At 45.5% G+C, this 21612-nt stretch carries 19 protein-coding genes and 1 pseudogene; 16 read left to right on the top strand and 4 right to left on the bottom strand.

The genetic code is table 11. From position 1 onward, the window contains the following. Positions 1-453 precede the first annotated feature (453 nt). The 11 genes from MC7420_RS31100 to MC7420_RS31060 all read left to right on the top strand — a co-directional run bounded on the left by MC7420_RS31100 (position 454) and on the right by MC7420_RS31060 (position 10535). Positions 454-1329, top strand: coding sequence for an MBL fold metallo-hydrolase (locus MC7420_RS31100; protein WP_006105636.1), 876 nt, complete (start codon positions 454-456; stop codon positions 1327-1329). A gap of 166 nt (positions 1330-1495) precedes the next feature. After that, positions 1496-3901, top strand: a complete 2406-nt coding sequence (locus MC7420_RS35895; RefSeq protein ID WP_083799224.1) for a sensor histidine kinase — start codon at positions 1496-1498, stop codon at positions 3899-3901. Next, complete coding sequence (locus tag MC7420_RS43065) at positions 3855-4226, top strand: hypothetical protein (protein WP_232231821.1); 372 nt, start codon at positions 3855-3857, stop codon at positions 4224-4226. Before MC7420_RS35895 ends, MC7420_RS43065 begins: the two co-directional genes overlap by 47 nt. A gap of 227 nt (positions 4227-4453) precedes the next feature. Continuing rightward, on the top strand, positions 4454-5329 hold the full coding sequence (locus MC7420_RS31080; RefSeq protein WP_006105612.1) for a response regulator: 876 nt from the start codon (positions 4454-4456) through the stop codon (positions 5327-5329). Between the two features lie 34 nt (positions 5330-5363). Beyond that, positions 5364-5654, top strand: a complete 291-nt coding sequence (locus tag MC7420_RS31075; RefSeq protein ID WP_006105648.1) for a circadian clock KaiB family protein — start codon at positions 5364-5366, stop codon at positions 5652-5654. A 59-nt stretch (positions 5655-5713) separates the two neighbouring features. After that, complete coding sequence (kaiC, locus tag MC7420_RS31070; protein WP_006105684.1) at positions 5714-7231, top strand: circadian clock protein KaiC; 1518 nt, start codon at positions 5714-5716, stop codon at positions 7229-7231. Between the two features lie 32 nt (positions 7232-7263). Then, positions 7264-7398 (top strand): hypothetical protein, encoded by a 135-nt coding sequence (locus MC7420_RS43620; protein WP_269546363.1) that lies wholly within the window; start codon positions 7264-7266, stop codon positions 7396-7398. A gap of 17 nt (positions 7399-7415) precedes the next feature. Further along, on the top strand, positions 7416-9389 hold the full coding sequence (locus MC7420_RS31065) for a hybrid sensor histidine kinase/response regulator (RefSeq protein WP_006105674.1): 1974 nt from the start codon (positions 7416-7418) through the stop codon (positions 9387-9389). Beyond that, positions 9386-9553: a hypothetical protein gene (locus MC7420_RS40810; protein ID WP_157453404.1), complete on the top strand. Its 168-nt coding sequence runs from the start codon at positions 9386-9388 to the stop codon at positions 9551-9553. The genes MC7420_RS31065 and MC7420_RS40810 overlap by 4 nt, the downstream gene beginning before the upstream one ends. A 64-nt stretch (positions 9554-9617) precedes the next feature. Then, positions 9618-9743, top strand: coding sequence for a hypothetical protein (locus MC7420_RS43615; protein WP_006105603.1), 126 nt, complete (start codon positions 9618-9620; stop codon positions 9741-9743). 174 nt (positions 9744-9917) lie between these two features. After that, complete coding sequence (locus tag MC7420_RS31060) at positions 9918-10535, top strand: transposase (RefSeq protein WP_006105659.1); 618 nt, start codon at positions 9918-9920, stop codon at positions 10533-10535. Between the two features lie 46 nt (positions 10536-10581). Here MC7420_RS31060 and truB read toward each other — a convergent pair whose 3' ends face one another. From truB to MC7420_RS31045, 3 genes are all read right to left on the bottom strand, one after another. Then, the gene (truB, locus tag MC7420_RS31055; RefSeq protein ID WP_006105621.1) at positions 10582-11478 is read right to left on the bottom strand and encodes a tRNA pseudouridine(55) synthase TruB; all 897 of its coding nucleotides are present in this window, start codon (positions 11476-11478) and stop codon (positions 10582-10584) included. A 655-nt stretch (positions 11479-12133) separates the two neighbouring features. After that, positions 12134-13822, bottom strand: coding sequence for an alpha/beta hydrolase (locus MC7420_RS31050; RefSeq protein ID WP_044210749.1), 1689 nt, complete (start codon positions 13820-13822; stop codon positions 12134-12136). Between the two features lie 149 nt (positions 13823-13971). Beyond that, complete coding sequence (locus tag MC7420_RS31045; RefSeq protein ID WP_006105630.1) at positions 13972-16335, bottom strand: adenylate/guanylate cyclase domain-containing protein; 2364 nt, start codon at positions 16333-16335, stop codon at positions 13972-13974. Positions 16336-16360: 25 nt separating this feature from the next. Between MC7420_RS31045 and MC7420_RS40805 the strand changes: the two genes are divergently transcribed. From MC7420_RS40805 to lexA, 5 genes and pseudogenes are all read left to right on the top strand, one after another. Continuing rightward, complete coding sequence (locus MC7420_RS40805) at positions 16361-16501, top strand: hypothetical protein (protein WP_006105627.1); 141 nt, start codon at positions 16361-16363, stop codon at positions 16499-16501. 150 nt (positions 16502-16651) lie between these two features. Beyond that, positions 16652-17569, top strand: a complete 918-nt coding sequence (argF, locus tag MC7420_RS31040; protein ID WP_006105686.1) for an ornithine carbamoyltransferase — start codon at positions 16652-16654, stop codon at positions 17567-17569. Positions 17570-17773: 204 nt separating this feature from the next. Further along, positions 17774-17956: pseudogene (locus MC7420_RS31035) on the top strand (MerR family DNA-binding transcriptional regulator); the annotation flags it as partial. A 41-nt stretch (positions 17957-17997) separates the two neighbouring features. Beyond that, positions 17998-19488, top strand: coding sequence for an IS200/IS605 family element transposase accessory protein TnpB (locus MC7420_RS31030; protein WP_006105671.1), 1491 nt, complete (start codon positions 17998-18000; stop codon positions 19486-19488). 307 nt (positions 19489-19795) lie between these two features. Further along, the gene (gene lexA / locus MC7420_RS31025; protein WP_006105613.1) at positions 19796-20401 is read left to right on the top strand and encodes a transcriptional repressor LexA; all 606 of its coding nucleotides are present in this window, start codon (positions 19796-19798) and stop codon (positions 20399-20401) included. Between the two features lie 61 nt (positions 20402-20462). Here lexA and MC7420_RS31020 read toward each other — a convergent pair whose 3' ends face one another. Continuing rightward, positions 20463-21272 carry an SDR family NAD(P)-dependent oxidoreductase gene (locus MC7420_RS31020; protein WP_044210747.1) on the bottom strand — a complete coding sequence of 270 codons (810 nt, stop codon included), beginning with the start codon at positions 21270-21272 and terminating at the stop codon, positions 20463-20465. Between the last annotated feature and the right edge of the window lie 340 nt (positions 21273-21612).

The following is a 21612-nucleotide window of genomic DNA, read 5'->3' as shown; positions in this document are numbered from 1 at the left end:
ACGAATTCGAGTTCCCTCCCCTTGATAAGGGGAGGGTTAGGGTGGGGTTTGTCTCAAGGTATTGCTTTGTTTTTGAAGCTCAAGTTGATACCAATGCACATCGGTGTGTTCCGTATAATGCTAATCAATGCAATTAGATGTGGCATAGGTTGTCGGTTGGGTTGATGCCTGTTAGCCAAGACAATAAGGCTAAAGCCTTTACTACGAACGTTTCAGATTGACTTGATTAATTCTCTCTGAAGTCAAGATAATCATCACATTGTCATGGGAGCGTCACAGATGCGTCACATCCACTGACTAGAGTGTAACTAAGTGATATTGATTCATTCCTCACACCTCAAAACCATGCTCTGCTCTCTTCCCCTTGGGATAGAGGGCATTTTTCTATATTTTTACTAATTTATAAGTATTACACCTCTAATCTAATTCGATAGTTAAAACTCCGATAAAACGATGGCTACTCTTGATCAACGTCGTCCCCAAAATGTTAAGGGTGATGTTTATGTGGATGAAACTTGCATTGATTGTGATACCTGTCGCTGGATGGCACCCAATGTCTTCCATCGGGCAGATGCACAATCGGCGGTTTATCATCAACCGACGAATGAGGCTGAACGGTTAGCGGCGATGCAGGCGTTGCTATCGTGTCCTACGGCTTCGATTGGGACGGTAGATAAACCGAAGGATATTAAAGATGTTCAGGAGACGTTTCCGATTCCGATCGCGGATAATGTTTACCACTGTGGGTATCATGCAGAAGCGTCTTATGGGGCGGCGAGTTATTTGATTGTCCGGGATCAGGGGAATATTTTGGTGGATTCGCCTCGATTTACGCCAGCATTGGTGAAACGGTTAGAAGAGAAGGGGGATATTCGCTATCTGTATCTTACCCATCGCGATGATATTGCCGACCATCAAAAATTTCGAGATCATTTCGGGTGCGATCGCATTCTGCATCATGATGATATTACTACCAAGACTCGCGATGTGGAAATTCAGTTAACCGGGAATGACGCGATCGCACTCTCCCCCGATTTGTTCATTATCCCGGTTCCGGGTCACACTAAAGGTCATACTGTTTTACTATACAAGCAACACTTTCTGTTTAGTGGGGATCATCTGGCTTGGTCTGATCACCTGCATCACCTTCATGCCTTTCGCCATGTTTGCTGGTACTCTTGGTCAGAATTACTCAACTCGATGCGCCGTCTGGCTACCTATCCGTTTGAGTGGGTACTTCCGGGACATGGACGGCGGTATCATGCAGATATAGAAACGATGCGCCAACAGATGCAAAAATGTATTTCTTGGATGGAAACGGTACGCTAAGAAGTAGTTTGTTATTTGTCAAAACACTGATTTCACAGATTTATTGGAGAGAGTGGTAGGGAAGTGAGAGGTTAGTGACACTGATTATATTTAGTTACATCAGGGTAAAATCTTCCCCATCTCCCCCATCTTCCCCATCTCTCCTATCTCCCCCATTCCCTAAGCTATGACTAATGACGACATCCCACCCCCTAATATTCGATCGGCTTCTGTTGTGAGTCAGCAACTCAAATCCGTTTCTCAAGCTGTCAGTATCATTGTTATCGGGATTGGCTGTTTGGGGCTGTTGGGTTGGATGTTTAACCTGTCCCTATTTAAAAGCGTTGTACCGGGATTAGTCACGATGAAAGCCAATACAGCCATTGGCTTTATTATTAGTGGTGCTTCCCTCTATCTGTGGCATTTAGGTAAGAGGAAAAGCAAAAAGCCTTCACCCTATCGGTCATCTTTGATTGGCTCACAGGTGCTGGCTGTATTCGTTATCGTGCTGGCTTTGCTGACGATTATTCAATATGGTTTTAATCTCAACTTAGGCATTGACCAACTGATTATTCAAGAACGCCCTGATGCGGTAGACGCTGCTGCTGGGGGGCGGATGGCACCGAATACAGCGTCTAACTTTTTGCTGTTGGGTTCGGCGTTGCTGCTGTTAGGGAGAGAGACTTACCTTGCAGCTCAGTTTTTTACAATCTTGGTTTTCTTGGTGGCGTCTTTTGGGCTAATCGGTCACCTCTACCAAATTCCTCTATTTTATAGCGTTGGCTCTTATACAGGCATGGCAATTCATACTGCCATTAGCTTTATCTTACTGGCGATCGGGATTCTCGGTGCTTCTGCCAACTGGGGGGCGATGAAGGTGGTGATTAGCGATCGCGCTGGGGGTATTATGGCACGACGTCTCCTCCCAGTGGTGATTAGTATTCCGCCTGTGTTGGGCTGGTTGGTATTACTGGGCTTTCGCGCTGATCTCTATCCGCCTGTCTTTGGATTTGCTTTTCGCAGTGTCTTGGCAATTATCATTTTTGGTGCATTAATTTGGTGTAATGCTAGGCGATTGAATGCCATTGATGCCCAGCGACAACAGTTTCAACAGGCATTGTTAGCCAGTGAACAGAAATTCCATGCCATTTTTGACCAGACGTTTCAGTTTATCGGTTTACTCGAACCTGATGGTACTGTACTCGAAGCGAATCAGACAGCATTGGATTTTGGCGGATTGCGGCATGATCAGGTGATTGGCAAACCCTTTTGGCAAGCCCGGTGGTGGACGATTTCAGCCCAAACTCAAGCCCAATTAAAAGATGCGATCGCGCGATCGGCTCAAGGTGAGTTTATCCGCTATGAAGTTGATGTGCAAGGGGCAGGGGATAGGATTGCCACGATTGATTTTTCCCTCAAGTCTGTTACCGATAGTAGCGGACAAGTGGTGTTGCTGATTCCCGAAGGGCGAGATATCACTGAAGTCAAACAAATTGAAGAACAACTTCGCGAGAGTGAAGAACGCTTCCGCCGTGCCTTTGATGATGCCGCAACAGGTGAAGCTTTGGTGACGCCTGATGGTCAATTTATTCGCGTCAATCGTGCTTTATGTGACTTGTTGGGGTATCAGGAATCGGAATTACTGGCGACAACCTTTCAGGACATTACCTATCCCGATGACTTGGAGACTGATCTGGGCTACGTGCGTCAACTGCTAACCGATGAGATTCAAGCCTATGAAATGGAAAAGCGATATTTTCATAAGCAAGGACATGTCATCTGGATATTGTTAAGTGTTTCGCTGGTGCGGAATAGTCAAAGACAACCCTTATATTTTGTCGGGCAAATTCAAGATATTACTCATACCAAACAAACCCAAATCCAGATGAAAAATCTGGTGACTGAACTCGAACGCAGTAATCGGGAATTAGAAGACTTTGCTTATATCGTGTCCCACGATTTACTCTCCCCCCTGCATAAAATGCAAATGCTGAGTGACTTGCTTACAGAAGACTATAGTCAGGTTCTGGATGAACAAGGGCAGGAGTACCTGAGACGGATGCGTCAGGTCAAAGAGCGAATGCAAACATTTATCAATGATTTATTGATGTTATCACGGGTGACAACCCAAGCTCAACCCTTTATTCCGGTTAATTTAAATACCGTTGTCCAAGAGGTGTTATCCGATTTGGATGTTCAACTTCAGGAAACGGGGGGAACAGTTGAGGTTGAAAAGTTACCTACTGTCAAGGCTGATCCCCTACAAATGCGTCAACTGATGCAAAATCTGTTGAGTAATGCACTGAAGTTTCATCAATCGAAAATAGCGCCTGTTGTCAAGGTTTATTCCCAGCCGAGTCAACTTCCGGATCAGTGTGAAATTGTGATCAAAGATCAAGGGATTGGCTTTAAGTCAGAGTATGAGGAGCAAATCTTTGAGGCATTTCAACGCTTACACAGCCGCCGTCACTATGAAGGTACAGGCTTGGGGTTGACAATTTGCCGCAAAATCGCCACACGTCACGGGGGAACGATTACCGCCTCTAGTGTTCCGGGGGAAGGGGCAAGGTTTACGATTACACTACCGACATAGGTTATCAGTTATCAGTTATCAGTTATCAGTTATCAGTTATCAGTTATCAGTTATCAGTTATCAGTTATCAGTTATCAGTTATCAGTTATCAGTTATCAGTTATCAGTTATCAGTTATCAGTTATCAGTTATCAGTTATCAGTTATCAGTTATCAGTTATCAGTTATCAGTTATCAGTTATCAGTTATCAGTTATCAGTTATCAGTTATCAGTTATCAGTTATCAGTTATCAGTTATCAGTTATCAGTTATCAGTTATCAGTTATCAGTTATCAGTTATCAGTTATCAGTTATCAGTTATCAGTTATCAGGAGCTGGGGGAGATAGGGAAGTTATAGTGTCATTCTGAACGGAGCGATAGCGGAGTGAAGAATCTCACCAGATGCTTCGCTTCCCCCCTATTGCATATTCCACACCGAGCGTGTTAATGAGCGAGCGAAGCGTTCGACTGAGCGCTCACGCCGAAGTCCGAGGTGTTGCCTATTCCCTGTTCCCTATTCCCTAAAATGCGGCAATTATAGTATTAGAGAAATGAATCCCTAAAATCGCCACTCATGCTGGATCACCGTTGCCGCGTTCTACTGGTTGAAGATGACCCCGATGACATCGAGAAACTGGAAAACCTCATAACCCAAGCCAAATCTCCCTCATTTAGCAGAGGATTTGAAATGCTTTGTGCTGAGACACTAGAGGAGGGACGAGGTTATTTGGCGCAAGGAGGTATCGATGTCGTGTTATTAGATTTAATGTTACCTGATAGTCGGGGCATGGATACCCTCCGGCAAATGCAGCAAACTGCACCTGATATCCCGATTATCGTCCAAAGTGTTCTCGAAGATGAGCGAGTTGCGGTTAAAGCCTTAGAAATGGGAGCTTATGGCTATTTGCCCAAAGCGAAGCTGGATTCCAGTTTACTCGTCTACGCGATTCGCGCCGCCCTGGAGCGACAATATCAACTGGCTCAACTCGAACAGCATCAGCAACAGCAAGAGTTGGAAGAGTTAGAAAAGTTAATCACGGGCGAGATCAACTCGACGCCAAAATCGTCCAGTGTCAAACCCCTGCACCAGAGAATGCCCGATGTCTTGGAGGAACTCAGGCAACGCTATGGTGATTTAATGGAATGGGCATTAGAAGAACGTGCCTATAAAGTTGACCATCAGCTATCGATGCATCTAACGAATTTCGCCGAACAGTTGGGGTTACTCCAAGCCTCTCCCCGTGATCTGATCGAGCTACATACGACAACCTTAAAACAAAAAAGCCAAGCGGTGAATCGACGTAAGGCACAAGCCTATACCACAGAAGGACGCTTTTTACTTTTAGAAGTTATGGGCAACTTAACCGCTTACTATCGCAGATATTTTATTGGATTGAGTAAAATTAACTTAGAAAAAGATGCTAACAAGTCCAGTCCGTCGCAAAAATAAACAGCAGTATGTTACAGTCCTTGATTACTCTAACATGTGTAAACAATATCAGCTCAAGCTTTATGTTACCGGAGACACCCCGCGATCGCAACGCGCGATCGCCAACTTGTATCGAATCTGTGACCAGGAACTACCGGGTCAATATCAAATAACCGTAATTGATGTGACCAAATCTCCCCAACTGGCGGAGGCGGAACATATTTTAGTCACCCCGACCTTAATTAAAGAATTTCCTAATCCTGTCCAGCGAATCGTGGGCGATTTGTCCGACACGGAAACGGTTTTATGGGGGTTGAATATCGGAATCAGCTTCAAGCAAGATTGAGTAATACCCCCCCCCTAATGCTATTCTATATTTCCCCAGTTCACTAAAGCAGTAACGGAATGACTCAACAGCAACCGCCAGAGTTTATCGAAAAAGTAAAAACAGGTATTTCTGGCTTTGATCTATTATCGGAAGGAGGACTCCCTAAAGGTCGCACTACCTTAGTAGCAGGTACAGCCGGTAGTGCCAAAACGATTTTTGCCTGTCAGTTTCTGGTCGAGGGAATCAAAGAAGGACAAAACGGTGTCTTTGTCACCTTTGAAGAATCCCCCCAAGCCATTCGCAAAAATATGCGCGGCTTTGGTTGGGATATTGAACAATGGGAAGCTGAAAAAAAATGGGCATTTGTTGATGCGTCTCCGAAAACCGGAAATCGACCTTTAGTTAGTGGTGAATACGATCTCGGTCCCTTGCTGGCTCGCTTAGAATATGCCATAGAACAAGTCCAGGCGCAACGAGTTTCCATGGATTCCTTAGGCGCTGTGTTTACTTATGTACCCGATATGGCTCAAGTACGCGGCGATTTATTTGATCTGGCTTGGGCGCTACGAGAACGGGAAGTTACCTCAGTATTGACCTCAGAACGGACTCAGGAATATGGGGATATCAGTCGCTATGGTATAGAAGAATTTGTGGCAGATAATGTGGTGATTTTACGCAATGTCTTGATGGAAGAGAAACGTCGCCGCACGATTGAAATTCTCAAATACCGAGGCACTCCTCATCAACATGGTGAATTTCCCTTTACGATTTTGCCCGATCAAGGCATTGTTGTTCTTCCCCTAACAGCCAACTCATTAGAACGAAAATCCTCTAGACAGCGAGTTACATCAGGCAATGCTGAATTAGATGGCATGTGTGGAGGTGGTTTTTTCCGCGATTCGATTATTCTGGTATCGGGGGCGACAGGTACAGGCAAAACCTTGATCGTGACCGAATTTTTGGCAGGAGGTGTGAACAATGGAGAAAAATGTTTGCTCTTTGCCTTTGAGGAAAGCCAGGAGCAGCTATTTAGAAATGCTTCTGGCTGGGGCAGGGAATTTGAGCAGATGGAACAAGAGGGCAAGCTGAAGGTTTTCTGTCGCTATCCCGAAGAAACAGGGCTGGAAAATCATCTGGTGAAAATCAAGCAACTTATCGAAGAGTTTCAGCCGGATCGAGTAGCAGTGGATAGCCTTTCAGCAATGGAAAAAATTGCCCCATTAAAAGGATTTCGGGAATTTATCCTCAGCCTAAATGCTATCCTCAAAGAACAGCGAATTATGGGACTACTCACGGCGAATACAACATCGCTGATGGGTGGGATGTCGGTCACTGAATCCCATATTTCCACCAATACGGATTCAATTATATTATTACGCTATGTAGAAGTTTATGGAGAAATTCGCCGGGGCTTAACGGTGCTAAAAATGCGCGGTTCAAAACATGATAAGGAAATTCGTGAGTTTACGATTGATGAAAGTGGTATGCACATCGACAAACCATTCCGTAACATTACGGGCATTCTTTCCGGTACTCCGACGTATATGACTCAGAGTGAAATTGACCGCCTGGGTAGTTTATTTGAAGAGACTTAAGGGAAGCGGGGGGAGCAATGTAGAGACGTGCCATGGCGCGTCTGGGAGCAGGGGAAGTTAACTCAAAACTCTACCTTGCCTATTGCCCATTGCCTATTGCCTATTGCCTATTGCCTATTGCCTATTGCCCATTGCCTATTGCCCATTGCCTATTCCCTGTTCCCTAACCAATGACGAATGACCAATGACCAATGACTTAAATCTTCTAATTCTACAAGACTCGGCTCTAGCAACAGAACCAATACTGTCGCTATTATCTGAAGCTGGGCTGACGGTGACGTGGCAGCGCGTCAGTACAAAAGCGGAGTATTTGGCTCACCTAAATCCCACCATTAACCTGCTTTTAATTGACTATCCCTTAAGCGAATTTGATGGGATTGAAGCCATTTCTTATCTGCCAGAACAGAATCTGAATATTCCAGTCATTATCATTAGTCATAGTAAGCTTGTGTCTATTGCCGTCGATTATATGAAAGCTGGCGCAACAGGCTATCTGCTTCACGAGCAAGTTGCACAGCTTCCTCAAGTTATCAAGCAAGCATTAGCGGCAAAAGCAAGTGAACCCAAAATCAAAGCCCAGAATACAGTTAACTCTACGGATTTAAAGCAACAGCTACAAGCCCAAACCGCACAAGTGGCGAAACTCTCAGAAAAATCCCAACAGGATAATTTAGAAAAGGAACAGATCAAAGCAGCACTCGCCAAAAGTGAGACACAGTTTCAGGTTTTAATCTCCAAGAATCCAGATGGAATTGTGGTGATAGACAGTGGGGGTATTGTCCGGTTTATCAACCCAGCCGCCCTATCACTGTTTAGTCGTCAAGAAGACGAACTCTTGGGTCAAGTCTTGGGCTTTCCAGTCGTGGGCGAGGATAACACAGAAGTGGATGTGCGGACGGGGACTGGGGCAAATCGAGTGGCGCAGATGCGTGTGGTGGAAATTGAATGGCAAGGAAAGAAAGGCTACCTGGTTTCTCTGAGAGATATTACTGAACAAAAGCAAGTGGAAGAAGAGAGGATTCAACTCTTAGAAAAAGCCGAAGCCGCGAATCGAATTAAAGATGAATTTTTAGCGATTGTCTCCCACGAATTGCGTACTCCCCTCAATCCAATTTTGGGCTGGTCAAAACTGCTACGGACAAGAAAACTGAATCAGGATAAGGTCGATCAGGCTTTAGAAACCATTGAACGGAATGCTTCCCTGCAAGCCCAACTCATTGATGATTTACTTGATGTTTCGCGGATTTTACGCGGTAAGTTGAACCTGCAAACCTTGCGAGTAGACTTGGTGCGGGTGATTCAAGCGGCGATTGAAACAATGCGTTTAGCCGCCGCCGCCAAGTCGATTGAGATTGACACCCAATTGGATTCAACGGTGGGATTTGTGTCCGGTGATCCTAACCGCCTCCAGCAAGTGGTGTGGAATCTGCTCTCCAATGCGGTGAAGTTTACGCCTAAGGGGGGACGAATTACGGTGCGATTACAAGAGATTGACTCCCAGGCGCAAATCCAGGTCAGCGATACGGGACAGGGGATCAGTCCCGACTTTTTTCCCTACATCTTTGATTATTTTCGGCAAGAGAATAGTACGACAACCCGGAGTGTTGGCGGGTTGGGGTTGGGGTTAGCCATTGTCCGCCATTTAATTGAACTGCACGGGGGGAGAATTGAGGCAGAAAGTGAGGGAATTGGACAGGGCGCAACGTTTACGGTTACGTTACCTCTAATGCCAGATTCGCCCATTAATACTCAGAAGTCCTCGCCAAACGATGAGGGTTTAGATTTAAGCGAGGTGACGGTACTCTTGGTGGAGGATGAGGTGGATACCCTCGACTTGCTCACGATTATCTTAGAAAGCTATGGTGCCAGGGTTGAGGGGGTGACTTCAGCCCATGAAGCGCTGGCTGTATTCTCTCAAGGGCAACCGGATGTGTTAATCAGTGATATTGGGATGCCCGGAATGGATGGCTATGAGTTCATTCGCCAGGTGAGAGAACTCCCACCTAATCGCGGCGGCTTAGTTCCGGCGATCGCACTGACGGCGTATGCGGGAGAAACCGATCACGAACGGGCATTATCGGCAGGGTTTAATCGTCATCTCTCCAAGCCAATTGAACCGGATCAGATTGTGGATGCGATCGCGAATTTAGTGGGATGAGGGCGCACGTCTATGCGTCCCTACGTTGGATTGGGGGAATGGTGGTTGGATTTAATTGGCAATTTATGATTATCGCGATCGCTGATAGGATAAGAGGGCGCACGTCTATGCGCCCCTACGTTGGATTGGGGGAATGGTGGTTGGATTTAATTGGCAATTTATGATTATCGCGATCGCTGATAGGATAAGAGGGCGCACGTCTATGCGCCCCTACGTTGGATTGGGGGAATGGTGGTTGGATTTAATTGGCAATTTATGATTATCGCGATCGCTGATAGGATAAGAGGGCGCACGTCTATGCGCCCCTACGTTGGATTGGGGGAATGGTGGTTGGATTTAATTGGCAATTTATGATTATCGCGATCGCTGATAGGATAAGAGGGCGCACGTCTATGCGCCCCTACGTTGGATTGGGGGAATGGTGGTTGGATTTAATTGGCAATTTATGATTATCGCGATCGCTGATAGGATAAGAGGGCGCACGTCTATGCGCCCCTACAGATATCCTGATCAATTTTCCCTGTGACTATGAAATTTGATCCGCAAAAACATCATCGCCGTTCTATTCGCCTTAAGGGATACAATTACGCTCAACCTGGAGCTTATTTTATTACACTCTGTACCTACCAACGACAATGTTGGTTCGGAGATATTCGTGATGGCAAAATGTATCTTAACCAAATTGGTAAAATTGTCGCCCAAGAATGGATTCGCTCCTGCCAAATTCGACCCAGCCTGCAATTGGATGAATGGATAATTATGCCCAATCATTTCCATGGCATTGTCATTATTGCCGACACCAACACCAACCGTAATACCGTAGGGGCGCATAGACGTGCGCCCTTACCAACGCCGAAAAACCAACCCATTAATCAATCAGTAATTCCCCAGCGTCAATCCCGTTCGTTGTCCTCGTTTATTGCTGGATTTAAATCCGCTGTCACCATCAGGATTAACGCTATTCGTCAAACCTCCAATCCACCAATCTGGCAACGCAATTATTATGAATCGATTGTGCGCGATCCAGATTCCCTAAACCCTGTCCGAGAATACATCATCAATAATCCTCAAAAGTGGGCTGATGACCCAGAAAATCCTCAACTTGACTCAAACGCTCAACAATTTTTAATAGATTTGCCATTCTGAATCGGGTTCACTTAAAATAAAAAGTAAAATGCCTTTTCCTAATACTTCAATCTACGAAAACCATCTTAGGTGCAAGCAATACCTCACCGTCTGATTCAATCACCTGAGTAATACCCAGAAATGTGCCATTTTCGTGGCGAACTCGCCGGATATTGGCAACAGAATCAGTCGAGGCGTCTTGATATATAATACGTTGACCCTGACACCAACGACGAGCATCGTCTGGCGCTAAAATAACCTTCTCTAAATGGTTTAATGCGGCTTCCGGTGGAATTGGAGTAAAGGTTTCGGCTTCTACCTGTGCAGCCAATTCCTCTAAACTCAAGCTATTATCCAGCGTAAATCCACTGCTTTGAGTACGAATCAGAGACGCCAAGGTTCCGCCAGTATTGAGAACCTCTCCCAAGTCACGGGCAATGGAGCGAATATAGGTTCCCGCACCACAGGCGATCGCCACATCCAATTCTGCCAATTCCCCTGGACGCCACTCTAATACCTCAATCTGATACACTTCAACCTGTCGTCTAGGAATTTCCGCCGTTTTACCCGCCCTCGCTAACTCATATAGGCGTTTTCCCTGAACTTGAATCGCACTGTACATCGGCGGAACTTGCTCGATTTTGCCCTGAAACTGTTGCAGGAAAGGCACAATTGTCTCCAGGGTTAACCCAGAAACAGAAGCCGTCGCCACAATGTCTCCTTCTAAATCATCAGTGGTTGTCTTCACCCCCAACTGAATCGTCGCCCGATATGCCTTCTCTGAGGTCATATACTGTAACAATCTGGTCGCTCTACCCAGCGCGATCGGCAGAACCCCTGTAGCCAATGGATCTAAGGTTCCCCCATGTCCCACTCGCTTCAGGCGCAAAAAACGCCGCACTTTTGCCACACAATCGTGAGACGTGAATCCAGCCGATTTGTTTAAATTCAAAAATCCTTGCATTGCATTCGTCAACACAGATTACACAGATAGCAATGACATTTATAGCAATAGACACATCGATTAGGACGTTCGGCATCATTGTAGAGACGCGCCATGGCGCGTCTCTACTCAATCGTGAATGACACAGATTAACACAGACAACTAAATAATCTCCCCAACAATCTTAATCATCCTTTGCCCCCTCACCACCAACACCTCTGTGAAAGAGCGTGCGACTAACCTCTGCCACTCCACCCCTACCAGTTCGATAAAATCTGTGAAATCAGTGTTGCGATAAACAGCAACAACATTCAAGCAATACTAGCTGAGTGATTTCCTCCTTTGGGCAATGAAACTTGAAGTGGTACTGATAAATCAAAGACAATTTTATTCAGTTACACAGCTTCCTAGATTCTATTTGAGGAACTATCAACGTTCTCGATGAATGTTGCTGCTGTTATGGTGTTTGTTGCTATCTTCTGATGAGACAGATATTAAATGAGACAGGTTTTTTCTTCCTCCTAACTTCATTCAACATTTGTAGACTAAGCTGTTTTATCTGTCGTCCAGAAGTTATTTAGCTTTATATTCAATTTAGCACGTTCTCTGAGATAGGCAACCCCTTGATAGAGTCTTTTACATTTGTTTAAAAACTACAAAAATCTGAAACATAAGTTTACGGAAGCGGAATCAAAAACGGTGCCTGTGGTGGGGGTGAGGAGTTTTGCGGTTCATCCGTCTGTTCAGAAAGCTGATTTAGGGTTAAAGATTCCACTAAACTCAATGGCATAGCGTCTTGACTGAGGAATTGTGCATAAGCCGCATTGAGGTAACGTTGGTATTCAGGTTGACCCGCAATATAGACTTCAAAAAAGGCAACACTCAACGCTTGGGTATAAACACGCCCGATCGCGGGATCAGGACCCATCACCTCTGGCGGCAATTCTACCGCCGTTGTTGAGACTCCCAGATTAGAAAAGTGAGTGCCTTCATTCTGCAATACCAGATACTTGTTCGGCGTGGTTAGCCAGGTAAAGGGTTGAATCTGTTCCGGGAGGGCAGGTGCTACGGTGTCATTACTCCCGGAAATCAGCATCAGGGGGATTTGAATCTGAGCAAATTCCGATTTACCAAAGATAGCACTCCCCACGGGGTTAATCGCGATCGCGGCTTGAATCCGTGGATCACGAAAGTCATAGTCCGCCATGGGTAATTCTAATGCTCGACATTGCAGCAGCAGTGATACATTTAAGGAATCTTCTGACTGATCACAAACTTGCTGCAATCGCTCAAAATTAAGTTCAGCACCCGCTAGCGCCAACACCGTGTAACCGCCAAAGGATTGACCTAATACACCAACATTGTTCAGATCTAACTGTCCTGCGTAGGATTGTTCCAGTTGATCCAGTAAAAAGGTAATATCCAAGGGACGGTCAATGAATTCTGACGGTGGCGTCACCTCACTAGCTAGTCCTCGACTCAGTGCTTGTAATTGTTCAGCATTACTGCCAGGATGTTCCGGTAGGGCTACGGCAAACCCATAAGACGCCAAATGTTCGGCTAAATATTCAAACGTCATCCGATCAGAACCGAGTCCGTGGGAAATTACAATTAGAGGAGTTAATCCTTCCCCAGCAGATATCGAAGACGGTAAATACAAATCCACCGGAAATCGGCGTCCGCGACTGGGATCATTCAATGTCAGGGTTTGTTGAGAATAGGCAATGGGTCCCGGTTCTCGCAAGTCAGGTAATTCGGAAAAGTCGGGTGGCATTTGGGGAAACAGTGACTCGATCTGGGCTTGAACTTCCGCCATCGCCTCCTGATTCACCCCCGCGATCGCTTGTTGAGTTTGCCGACTTAACCGAGATAGTTCCTCAATTATCTCAAAACTCCGGGCAGAGTTAATCCTTATACCATAAGTGGGAAACTCCCGCAGTACATTTAATAAGGTTAGCCCCTCCGGTTTAGCCGCCGCTTTGATTAATGCCGCCCGAATCGCATAGAATCCCTCTTGACCGGCTTTAGTTTGAATCACTTCCCCCAACCGTTCCAAGATGGCTTCCCCTTGAGGTGAATAGAGAAATTGTGCGATCGCGACTGGACTCACATCGATGGGGGTAACTAAAACTTGCCGCAACTTTTCTAACTGTTGCGGTTCCACATAGTTAGCATAAAACGCCAATTCCGGCTCAATTTTACCCTCGGTGGCGTAAATTTCCAGTGTCTCAATGGACAGAGAAAATTCTAACGGACCATAGGGAATATAAATTTTCGTCGCACTCTGAACCGGAGTCGCCATCACCACAGGCGCAACCGATAATCCCAGATTCACTAAGGCAAGTCCTAATTTGAAATTTGTCATTTGTTATTTGTTATTTGTTATTTGTTATTTGTTATTTGTCATTTGTTAGGGAACAGGGAACAGGCAACAGGGAACAGGTAAAATATAATTTTGAGTTAACTTCCCCCAGCTCCCCCAGCTCCCCCGCTCCTCTGCTCCCCAGCTTCCTTTTAAAATTGATATCTTTTGCTATTAAAATCATCCCATTGCCCCCACATCCATAGCTTGTGGAACTTGCGGCAACGCTTCATGTAGAAGAGAGCGGTTTTATCCTGATTATTTTCTTGACAAATTCCTTTAAATATTTTATATCCTTCGGCAAATTTTCGGCTATAAAAAAGATGAATACCCAACTCAAACTTGCCTCGATGCTTAATTTTTAGATTAACCGACGTCAGGGGTTCACCATCAAAGGCTTCAAAGACGGAGACCGCTTTTTTTCTTCCTTTAACCGGAACTTTCCCTAAAAATCGGTAATTATAGCTTAACGGATTATCCAGACTCAGCAAAAACTTTTCACTAAAGATAATCGACGCGCCAAAAATCTTCGTCAATCCTTCCAAGCGAGATGCCAGATTCACGGCATCAGAAATGACTGTTGCCTCCATCCGTTGTTCTTCTCCAATGGTACCTAACATCAGACTACCACTGTGGAGTCCCATGCCAACTGAAATCGGTAGGGTTCCGTTTTCTTCCTGCTTACCATTATAGATAGCGATCTGTTTTTGCATTTCAATCGCCGCGTCTAATGCTTCTTCAGCTTTTTCGGGAAAGACTGCCATGATTGCATCCCCGATGTACTTATCCACAAAACCATTGTGCTGACGGATAGTGGGGACAACTTTCTTAAAATAATTGTTGATGAAATCAAAATTTTCCTGGGGCGACATTTTCTCAGATAGAGTAGTAAATGACCGAATATCGGCAAACATAATCGTCATATCTCGTTGAACGCAATCCCCTAATTGAGCCTCACCGAGGTTGGTATACCCTAAAATCTGTAGTAATTTAGGCGGAATGAAGCGGTCGCAGTTGGCATTGATCTGGTTCAGTTTCAGATAAGGATTAATTCGAGCAATCATCTCATTGGGTTTTATCGGCTTCGTCCAATAATCATTGATCCGGTAGTTCCCTATTTTTTGCCAATCCGGTTGGTTTTCTTTATCGTCAACGAGAATAATCGGCAATTCATTGGCTGAGAAAAAAGTGCGAATTATTTGACAAAGTTCATAGCCATCCATGGGAGAAATTCCGGTATCTACAATCAGCAAGTTAGGCTGAAACCCTTTTTCGATTTCCGCTAAAGCTTGACTGCCATTAGATACTCGTTTGACGCTGTAATTGGGAGAAGACAAAAATAGCTTGAGTAGGGGTTGCCAATTGACCGATTCATTGTCTACAATTAAAATCCTGAATGATTGGCTAAAAACAGGAGAGGTTTTAAATTTGGCAGGTATTTTATTGGTGGGTTTTACTAGAGAGAGAGGCTTTTCCCCAGACGCGGCTAATGGGATTTGTTGATTTTCAGAAATGGGTAGCGTCAAAATAAAGCGTGAACCCTGGTTGCCGATTGATTCAACCCGGAGTTGACCGCCATTGAGTTCGACCAGACGTCGGGTCAAGATCAATCCTACGGCGGTACTGCTGTACTGTTGGATGGTGGCACTATAAGCATTCTCTAGTAATTGCTCTGCCGGAATAGTGATGCCGATATCAGCGATAGTCAGTTTTAATTGATCAGGGGTAATCGTGGCTGAAACGTCGATCGCGCCTTGTTCGGTAAACTTAATCATGTCAATGATTAAGTTATACAAAATTTGCTGCAATTGATCGGCATCAGCTTTAAATTGGGGGAAATCGGCAACGATGGAGTTGCGTAATTGTAAATTTTTTTGCCGGATTAAGGGTTGACAAAGCTCTAACACGTCTTGAGTGATGGAGCGTAGATCGACTGACGGATTGAGAGGTTGAGGAGGATTGGGCTTTAAGCTGAAGGCATCGAAAAGGGTATCGGTAAAATTGACAACCTGCTTAACGTTTGCCATCAATGCAGAAGGGTTAATATTTGACTCCTGGGAAAGAAAATCAAGGTCTTGATCAGACAAATCGTCAGCGATTTCATGGAGGCGATCGCGAAAGGGTGGCTGTTGGTTAACGGGCGGGTTGAGAACGGGGGGCGTGGTATCTTTATTGGTGGTTAAGGCTTGGTTTGTGGCGAGTTGGGCAGCGATGATTGAGGAGATGCGATCGCCGGATTGTTTACTGTTGGGGTTATCCTGAAACGGGAGCGAGGTGGGAACCTCACCAAACCGGGGGTTTTTGGTATTATCTTGCACAGTAGAAAAAGCCTTAATCAATCCTAAGGCGATCGGGAGTGCCAAAATTAAACTCAGACTCACTACGCTCAAAACCAGCCAGAGGAGTTTTTGAGTGGGATAGAATTCTTCAGTAAGATAGCCAGATGCCAGATAGAAAAAACCAAGATTGGTACTAATAATGGCAACGACACAGAGAAGGATGACGGAGCGTTTCATAAGGTTTAGAGTTTAGGATGGTTAAATGCATCGATTTAATCAAGTCAATGCCAACTCACGGAATCTACAGGGGATCAAGAGTTGGTATTGGCGATCGGTTCTCAACGCTTCCGAAAAAAAACTATTATTCTACATCATCCGCCTCAAAATTAAACTGATCCGATAAAAATCTGCTAAATTTTTAGCACGGTGCTTCTTGCCAAAACCTGGGTAGCCGTAGGAGACTGACATCGGTAAAAAGTGGTGCTGGGTGAGATTACCTCAGCCAACGTGCTTTCTGGCAAGCGCCGATCCACTGAGTCATCGGAGAAGGAACATGACGGCATTACAAGGACGAGACGTGTTAGGTTTAGCTGACCTGAGTGCGGATGAAATTCACGAACTGTTGCATCTAGCTATCCAGTTGAAAACCGGTCAGGTTAACCTGCGATGCAATAAGGTGTTAGGGCTTTTGTTTTATAAGGCATCGACCCGAACCCGAGTCAGTTTTTCGGTGGCAATGTACCAACTGGGGGGTCAAGTGATTGACTTGAACCCCAATGTCACCCAGGTGGGTCGAGGAGAACCTGTGGTAGATACAGCCCGGGTCTTGGATCGGTATCTGGACATCCTGGCAATTCGCACCTTCGAGCAAAAAGAACTAGAAACCTTTGCTGAGTATGCTCAGATTCCGATTATCAACGCCCTGACTGACTTAGAACACCCTTGTCAGGTCTTGGCAGACTTATTGACCATTCAAGAATGCTTCGGCTCACTAGCGGGTGCGACGGTAGTGTATTTGGGAGATGGTAATAATGTGGCTCACTCACTCATGGTAGGATGCGCCCTCATGGGGATGAATGTCAGAGTTGCCACACCATCAACTTACCAACCGAATAGTTTAATTGTAGATCGAGCTAAACAACTGGCGGTCAACAGTGAAGTGACGATTACGGATGATCCAAAGGCAGCCGTTAAGGGCGCTAATGTGATTTATACCGATGTCTGGGCAAGTATGGGTCAGGAGGCGTCGGCTGATGCGCGAATTCCGGTCTTTTTACCGTACCAGGTCAATGAACAACTGTTGAGTTTAGCGGCAAAGGATGCGATCGTGTTGCACTGTTTACCCGCCCACCGAGGCGAAGAGATTACTGACGAGGTGATGGAAGGTTCGCGATCGCGGATATGGGATCAAGCCGAAAACCGGATGCACGCCCAGAAAGCGTTACTCGCTAGTCTGTTAGGCGCGGATTAAGCCAGCAGAGGGGCGCGGGGGTACAGGAGGAAATACATTCGTAGGGGCGAAGCATTCGCGCCCATATCTATCGGTTTTTTACCCAAGTTTCGACGCGAATGCTTCGCCCAATCCCCATGAGTGAGCGCAGGGGTTAACTAACAGTCCGCCAATACCTAGACAATTATTGACATAACTGGACATTTTCTATGATATAATCAGTAAATGTCTAGTTTAACTCCCCAAGAAGCGGCTACTCGACTAGGTGTGACGGTCTTGCACGTTGCACCGATGGCAACTCAACGGCTCTCATTCGATCTTCTCGGACGGCTGGCGGTCCGGAGTCGATATGATATTGTTGACTTAATTGGCAATAAATCGGGTAACGAATTAACCGTTGGCGTAGCCGCGAGTATCTAGTCAGAACTGAGGGAGGTAGCCAAAAAGCTATGACGACGATAACTTATTGCAAAGGCTTGCCAACTCCCGCCGATGAACTTAACCCCATCGGTTTCACCGACTTGGAGATGTTTTTAACGTCATTGTCTGATATATTCTATCAAGCAACAGTTGAAACCGTTAACCATTTATTAAATAAAGAAATAAAATTCAATCAATCCAGTTGGAATAGTCATATTCAAGAGAAATACGGACTCAGTAAGCGTTATGCTAACGGAGTAATTGCATTAGCCAGAGGAAAAACCTCCTCAGCCAAAGAATGTAGAAAGCGCCAGATAAAGCAATTAGAATCACGAGTTAAGTCAGCGAAAGATTGGGTAGCCAAAGCCACAAAGAAAATTAAATTGGCTGGGAAGTTCTATAGAAAAAAGAACTGGCAATCCTCCCCAAAAGGCTGTAATTTTCCCTTGTCGTCAAACCTCAAGACGAAAAAAACTAACTGGTATCATCTGCGTCAAGGTCGGCATCATAAAAAGCGATATATCCACCGACTTCACAATCAAATTAAACATCTATTGAGGGCGAAAATTAGAGTGAAGGTATCCAGAGGGTCAGTCTTTATTGTTGGTTCAAAGGATGAAAGTTATGGGAATCAAACTTGTCAATGGTCTGGAGATACGCTCAAATTGAGAGTTCCCGATTGTCTGGAAGCCAAATTTGGGAAATATGTCACATCAAAAATTGGCAGCTTCTCCAGAAAGATAAATAGATTACCCAATAGTGGTGCGAAAACATGGCACTTCTATAGAAAGGATAATCGCTGGGTGGTCGCTGTTCAATTCACACCCGCATCGGTAGAGAAAGTTAGTCGAGAAATTAAGTATGGTGCCTTGGGTATCGATCTAAATCCTAGTTCTATCGGTTGGGCTTATGTTGATGGTCAAGGAAATTTAAGAGCGCAGGGAACTCTTCCTTTTCAGACGGGTTTGCCCACAGGTAAACAAGATGCTCAACTTGTCGATGTTTGTTTGAAATTGGCAGCTTTAGCCAGGAGTTTCGCTTGCCCGGTTCTGTGTGAAAACTTAGATTTTTCGAGAAAAAAAGCTCAACTTAGAGAGCGAACAAAAAAATATGCTCGAATGCTTTCTGCCTGGGCATACAGTCGTTTTTATCAAATTTTGTCATCGATTTTATCCAATCGAGGAATAACTCTTGTGTTTGTCAATCCAGCTTACACGAGTTTGATCGGCTGTGTTAAATATAGTCGGATGTATGGACTATCATCTGATGTGGCAGCTGCCCTAGCAATTGCCAGAAGAGGCATGAACTTAAGTGAGAGATTGCCGCGCTCTGTGTCCGCCTATCTCGGAGTGAATCCGAGAAAGCACGTATGGAGCGCTCTATATCAATTTAATAATTTTATTGGTCGATGCCCTGTAGTCAATCGTAGGCACGATTACTATAGTGTCTCTAACTGGGAGCCATTGGTTAAGGCTGATATCGAGCAACAATGCCGGGTATCAGCCAAGCGCAAGCGTTAACGGTTATCGACCAAAAGTTACACCGTGGACTTATACCAAGGCAGAATTACTGATGGGTAGGTTTGTCTAGGTTTTTAGAAGCGGTAAAACCTATGTTTAAGTCAGGGCGGGTTTACTTACATCTGGGTGAGGTCAAAACCGTTAATCGTGAAACCCGCCCCTACACAAAACTCATTTAACTGAACCCAGATAGGACATTAGTACTACTAATGGCTTATAGTAAATAGTATTCGTTTAGTTGAATAAATGGTTAAGCCATCTGCACCCGCGACCTGTACCGTCAAACTCTAGTGTAATTTGTAGGATTATGGAACCCCTCACCCAAGCCCAGAAAGAACTCTATAATTGGCTGGTTGACTATATTCAAACCGCCCAACACGCGCCCTCAATCCGGCAAATGATGCGGGCGATGAACCTGCGATCGCCTGCACCGATTCAGAGTCGGCTCGAACATTTACGCAATAAAGGATATATCGATTGGACAGAAGGCAAAGCCCGGACGATTCGGATTCTCAGCAGTACGGCATCAGGAGTACCTGTTCTGGGTGCGATCGCGGCGGGGGGGATGGTGGAACCTTTTACCGATGGGATGGATCGGATTGATTTATCCGGTTTATTCACCCAACCCGGTAACTTTGCCCTCCGGGTTACAGGGGATAGCATGATTGAAGCCTTAATTCGAGAAGGGGATTTGGTGATTATGCAGCCTGTTCCTGAACCTGATCAACTGAAAAATGGTCAGATTGTCGCCGCTAGAGTCGAAGGATACGGTACAACACTAAAACATTTTTATCGGCAAGAGGATAGGATCACCCTGCAACCTGCTAATTCTAATTATCCGCCCATAGAAGTGGAAACAGAAAAGGTAGAGGTACAGGGTGTATTAGTCGGCGTCTGGCGTAGTTTTGAGTAGGGGCTTGGTTGCCAAGCCCCTATTAGGTTGCCAAGCCTTATCCACAATTGTCCAATTCGGCTCAATGATGACTGGGAACCACAGGGGGTAATGCACCTGTGCGGGAGAGAGGCGCTGCCATTTTTAATACCTTCTCCATCAGCCACGGCGCAATCCGACTGCACCAGACGGCTAAATGACTTTGCCATCCCACCAGGATTTCCGGTGAATCCTTTTGCAGTCCCGTGACTAGGGCTTTGGCGACTTGCTCAGGTGTCATGGGCATAACCCAGCGAAATAGCTGTAAACCCCGCACCATATCAGTATCCGTGAGGGAGGGGAGCAAGGCAATCACCCGGATATTATAGGGTGCTAGTTCGCCCCGCAAGGCTTGGGTGAAGCCTAAAATCGCAAACTTGGTGGCGGAATACGTCGCCATCGTCGGCGCGGCGACTTTGCCCATTAAACTGGAGACGTTAATAATGATCCCTTGGCGTTGAGCTGCCATTCGTTTGGCAAGCAGACGGGTAATCGTGTATAGTCCCATCAAGTTAATTGCCAGCTCCTCCTGCATCTTCGGCAGTTTCGCGTTCAAAAAGGGAGTTTGGTGGGCAACGCCTGCACAGTTAACCAAGATGTGAACAGGTCCATAGGTACGCCAAGCGCGAGCAATTGCCACATTGACGTCTACCAGTTGGGTTAAATCTAACGCCAAAATAGCGACTTCGACTCCTAAATTTTCAATTTCCGTCGCCACGGCTGCTAAACGTTGGCGATCGCGTGCGACTAAGACTAGGCGCTTAACACCTTGTTTGGCAAGTTCGAGGGCGATCGCGCGACCAATTCCCCGCGATGCTCCGGTAACCAAAGCAGTCTTTCCTTGAATATTCATGGCAAAAACCTCACTCTTGTTGAGTCTCACTCGGTTTTTTCCGATTATTCATGCTCAGGGGTATATAACTCCTCCTAACCGCCTCAGCATGAAGTGAGACATAAGTAATCAAAATTTCGGATTATCTCTGTCGTTGCACTAAAACTTTGAAGAGTAGGACTTGTTTCACGCTTCGCCATTTTTTAAGTGAATTGGCGAGTGATCGGGTGGTGAAACAGTAATCAAATCTTTGAAATTAACGGGTTCTATGAAAAGCTGACCCGTGAGTCGAACATGATCTCCAGTCATGCGGTAACTGCAAAGAGTGAATCATGATCATGATATGTCTCCAATGGAACTC

The sequence above is a fragment of the Coleofasciculus chthonoplastes PCC 7420 genome, assembly GCF_000155555.1.
Classification (GTDB): Bacteria; Cyanobacteriota; Cyanobacteriia; order Cyanobacteriales; family Coleofasciculaceae; genus Coleofasciculus; species Coleofasciculus chthonoplastes_A.
The sequence above is the reverse complement of the archived record's forward strand: the minus strand, read 5'-3'. Positions and strand labels throughout refer to the sequence as shown.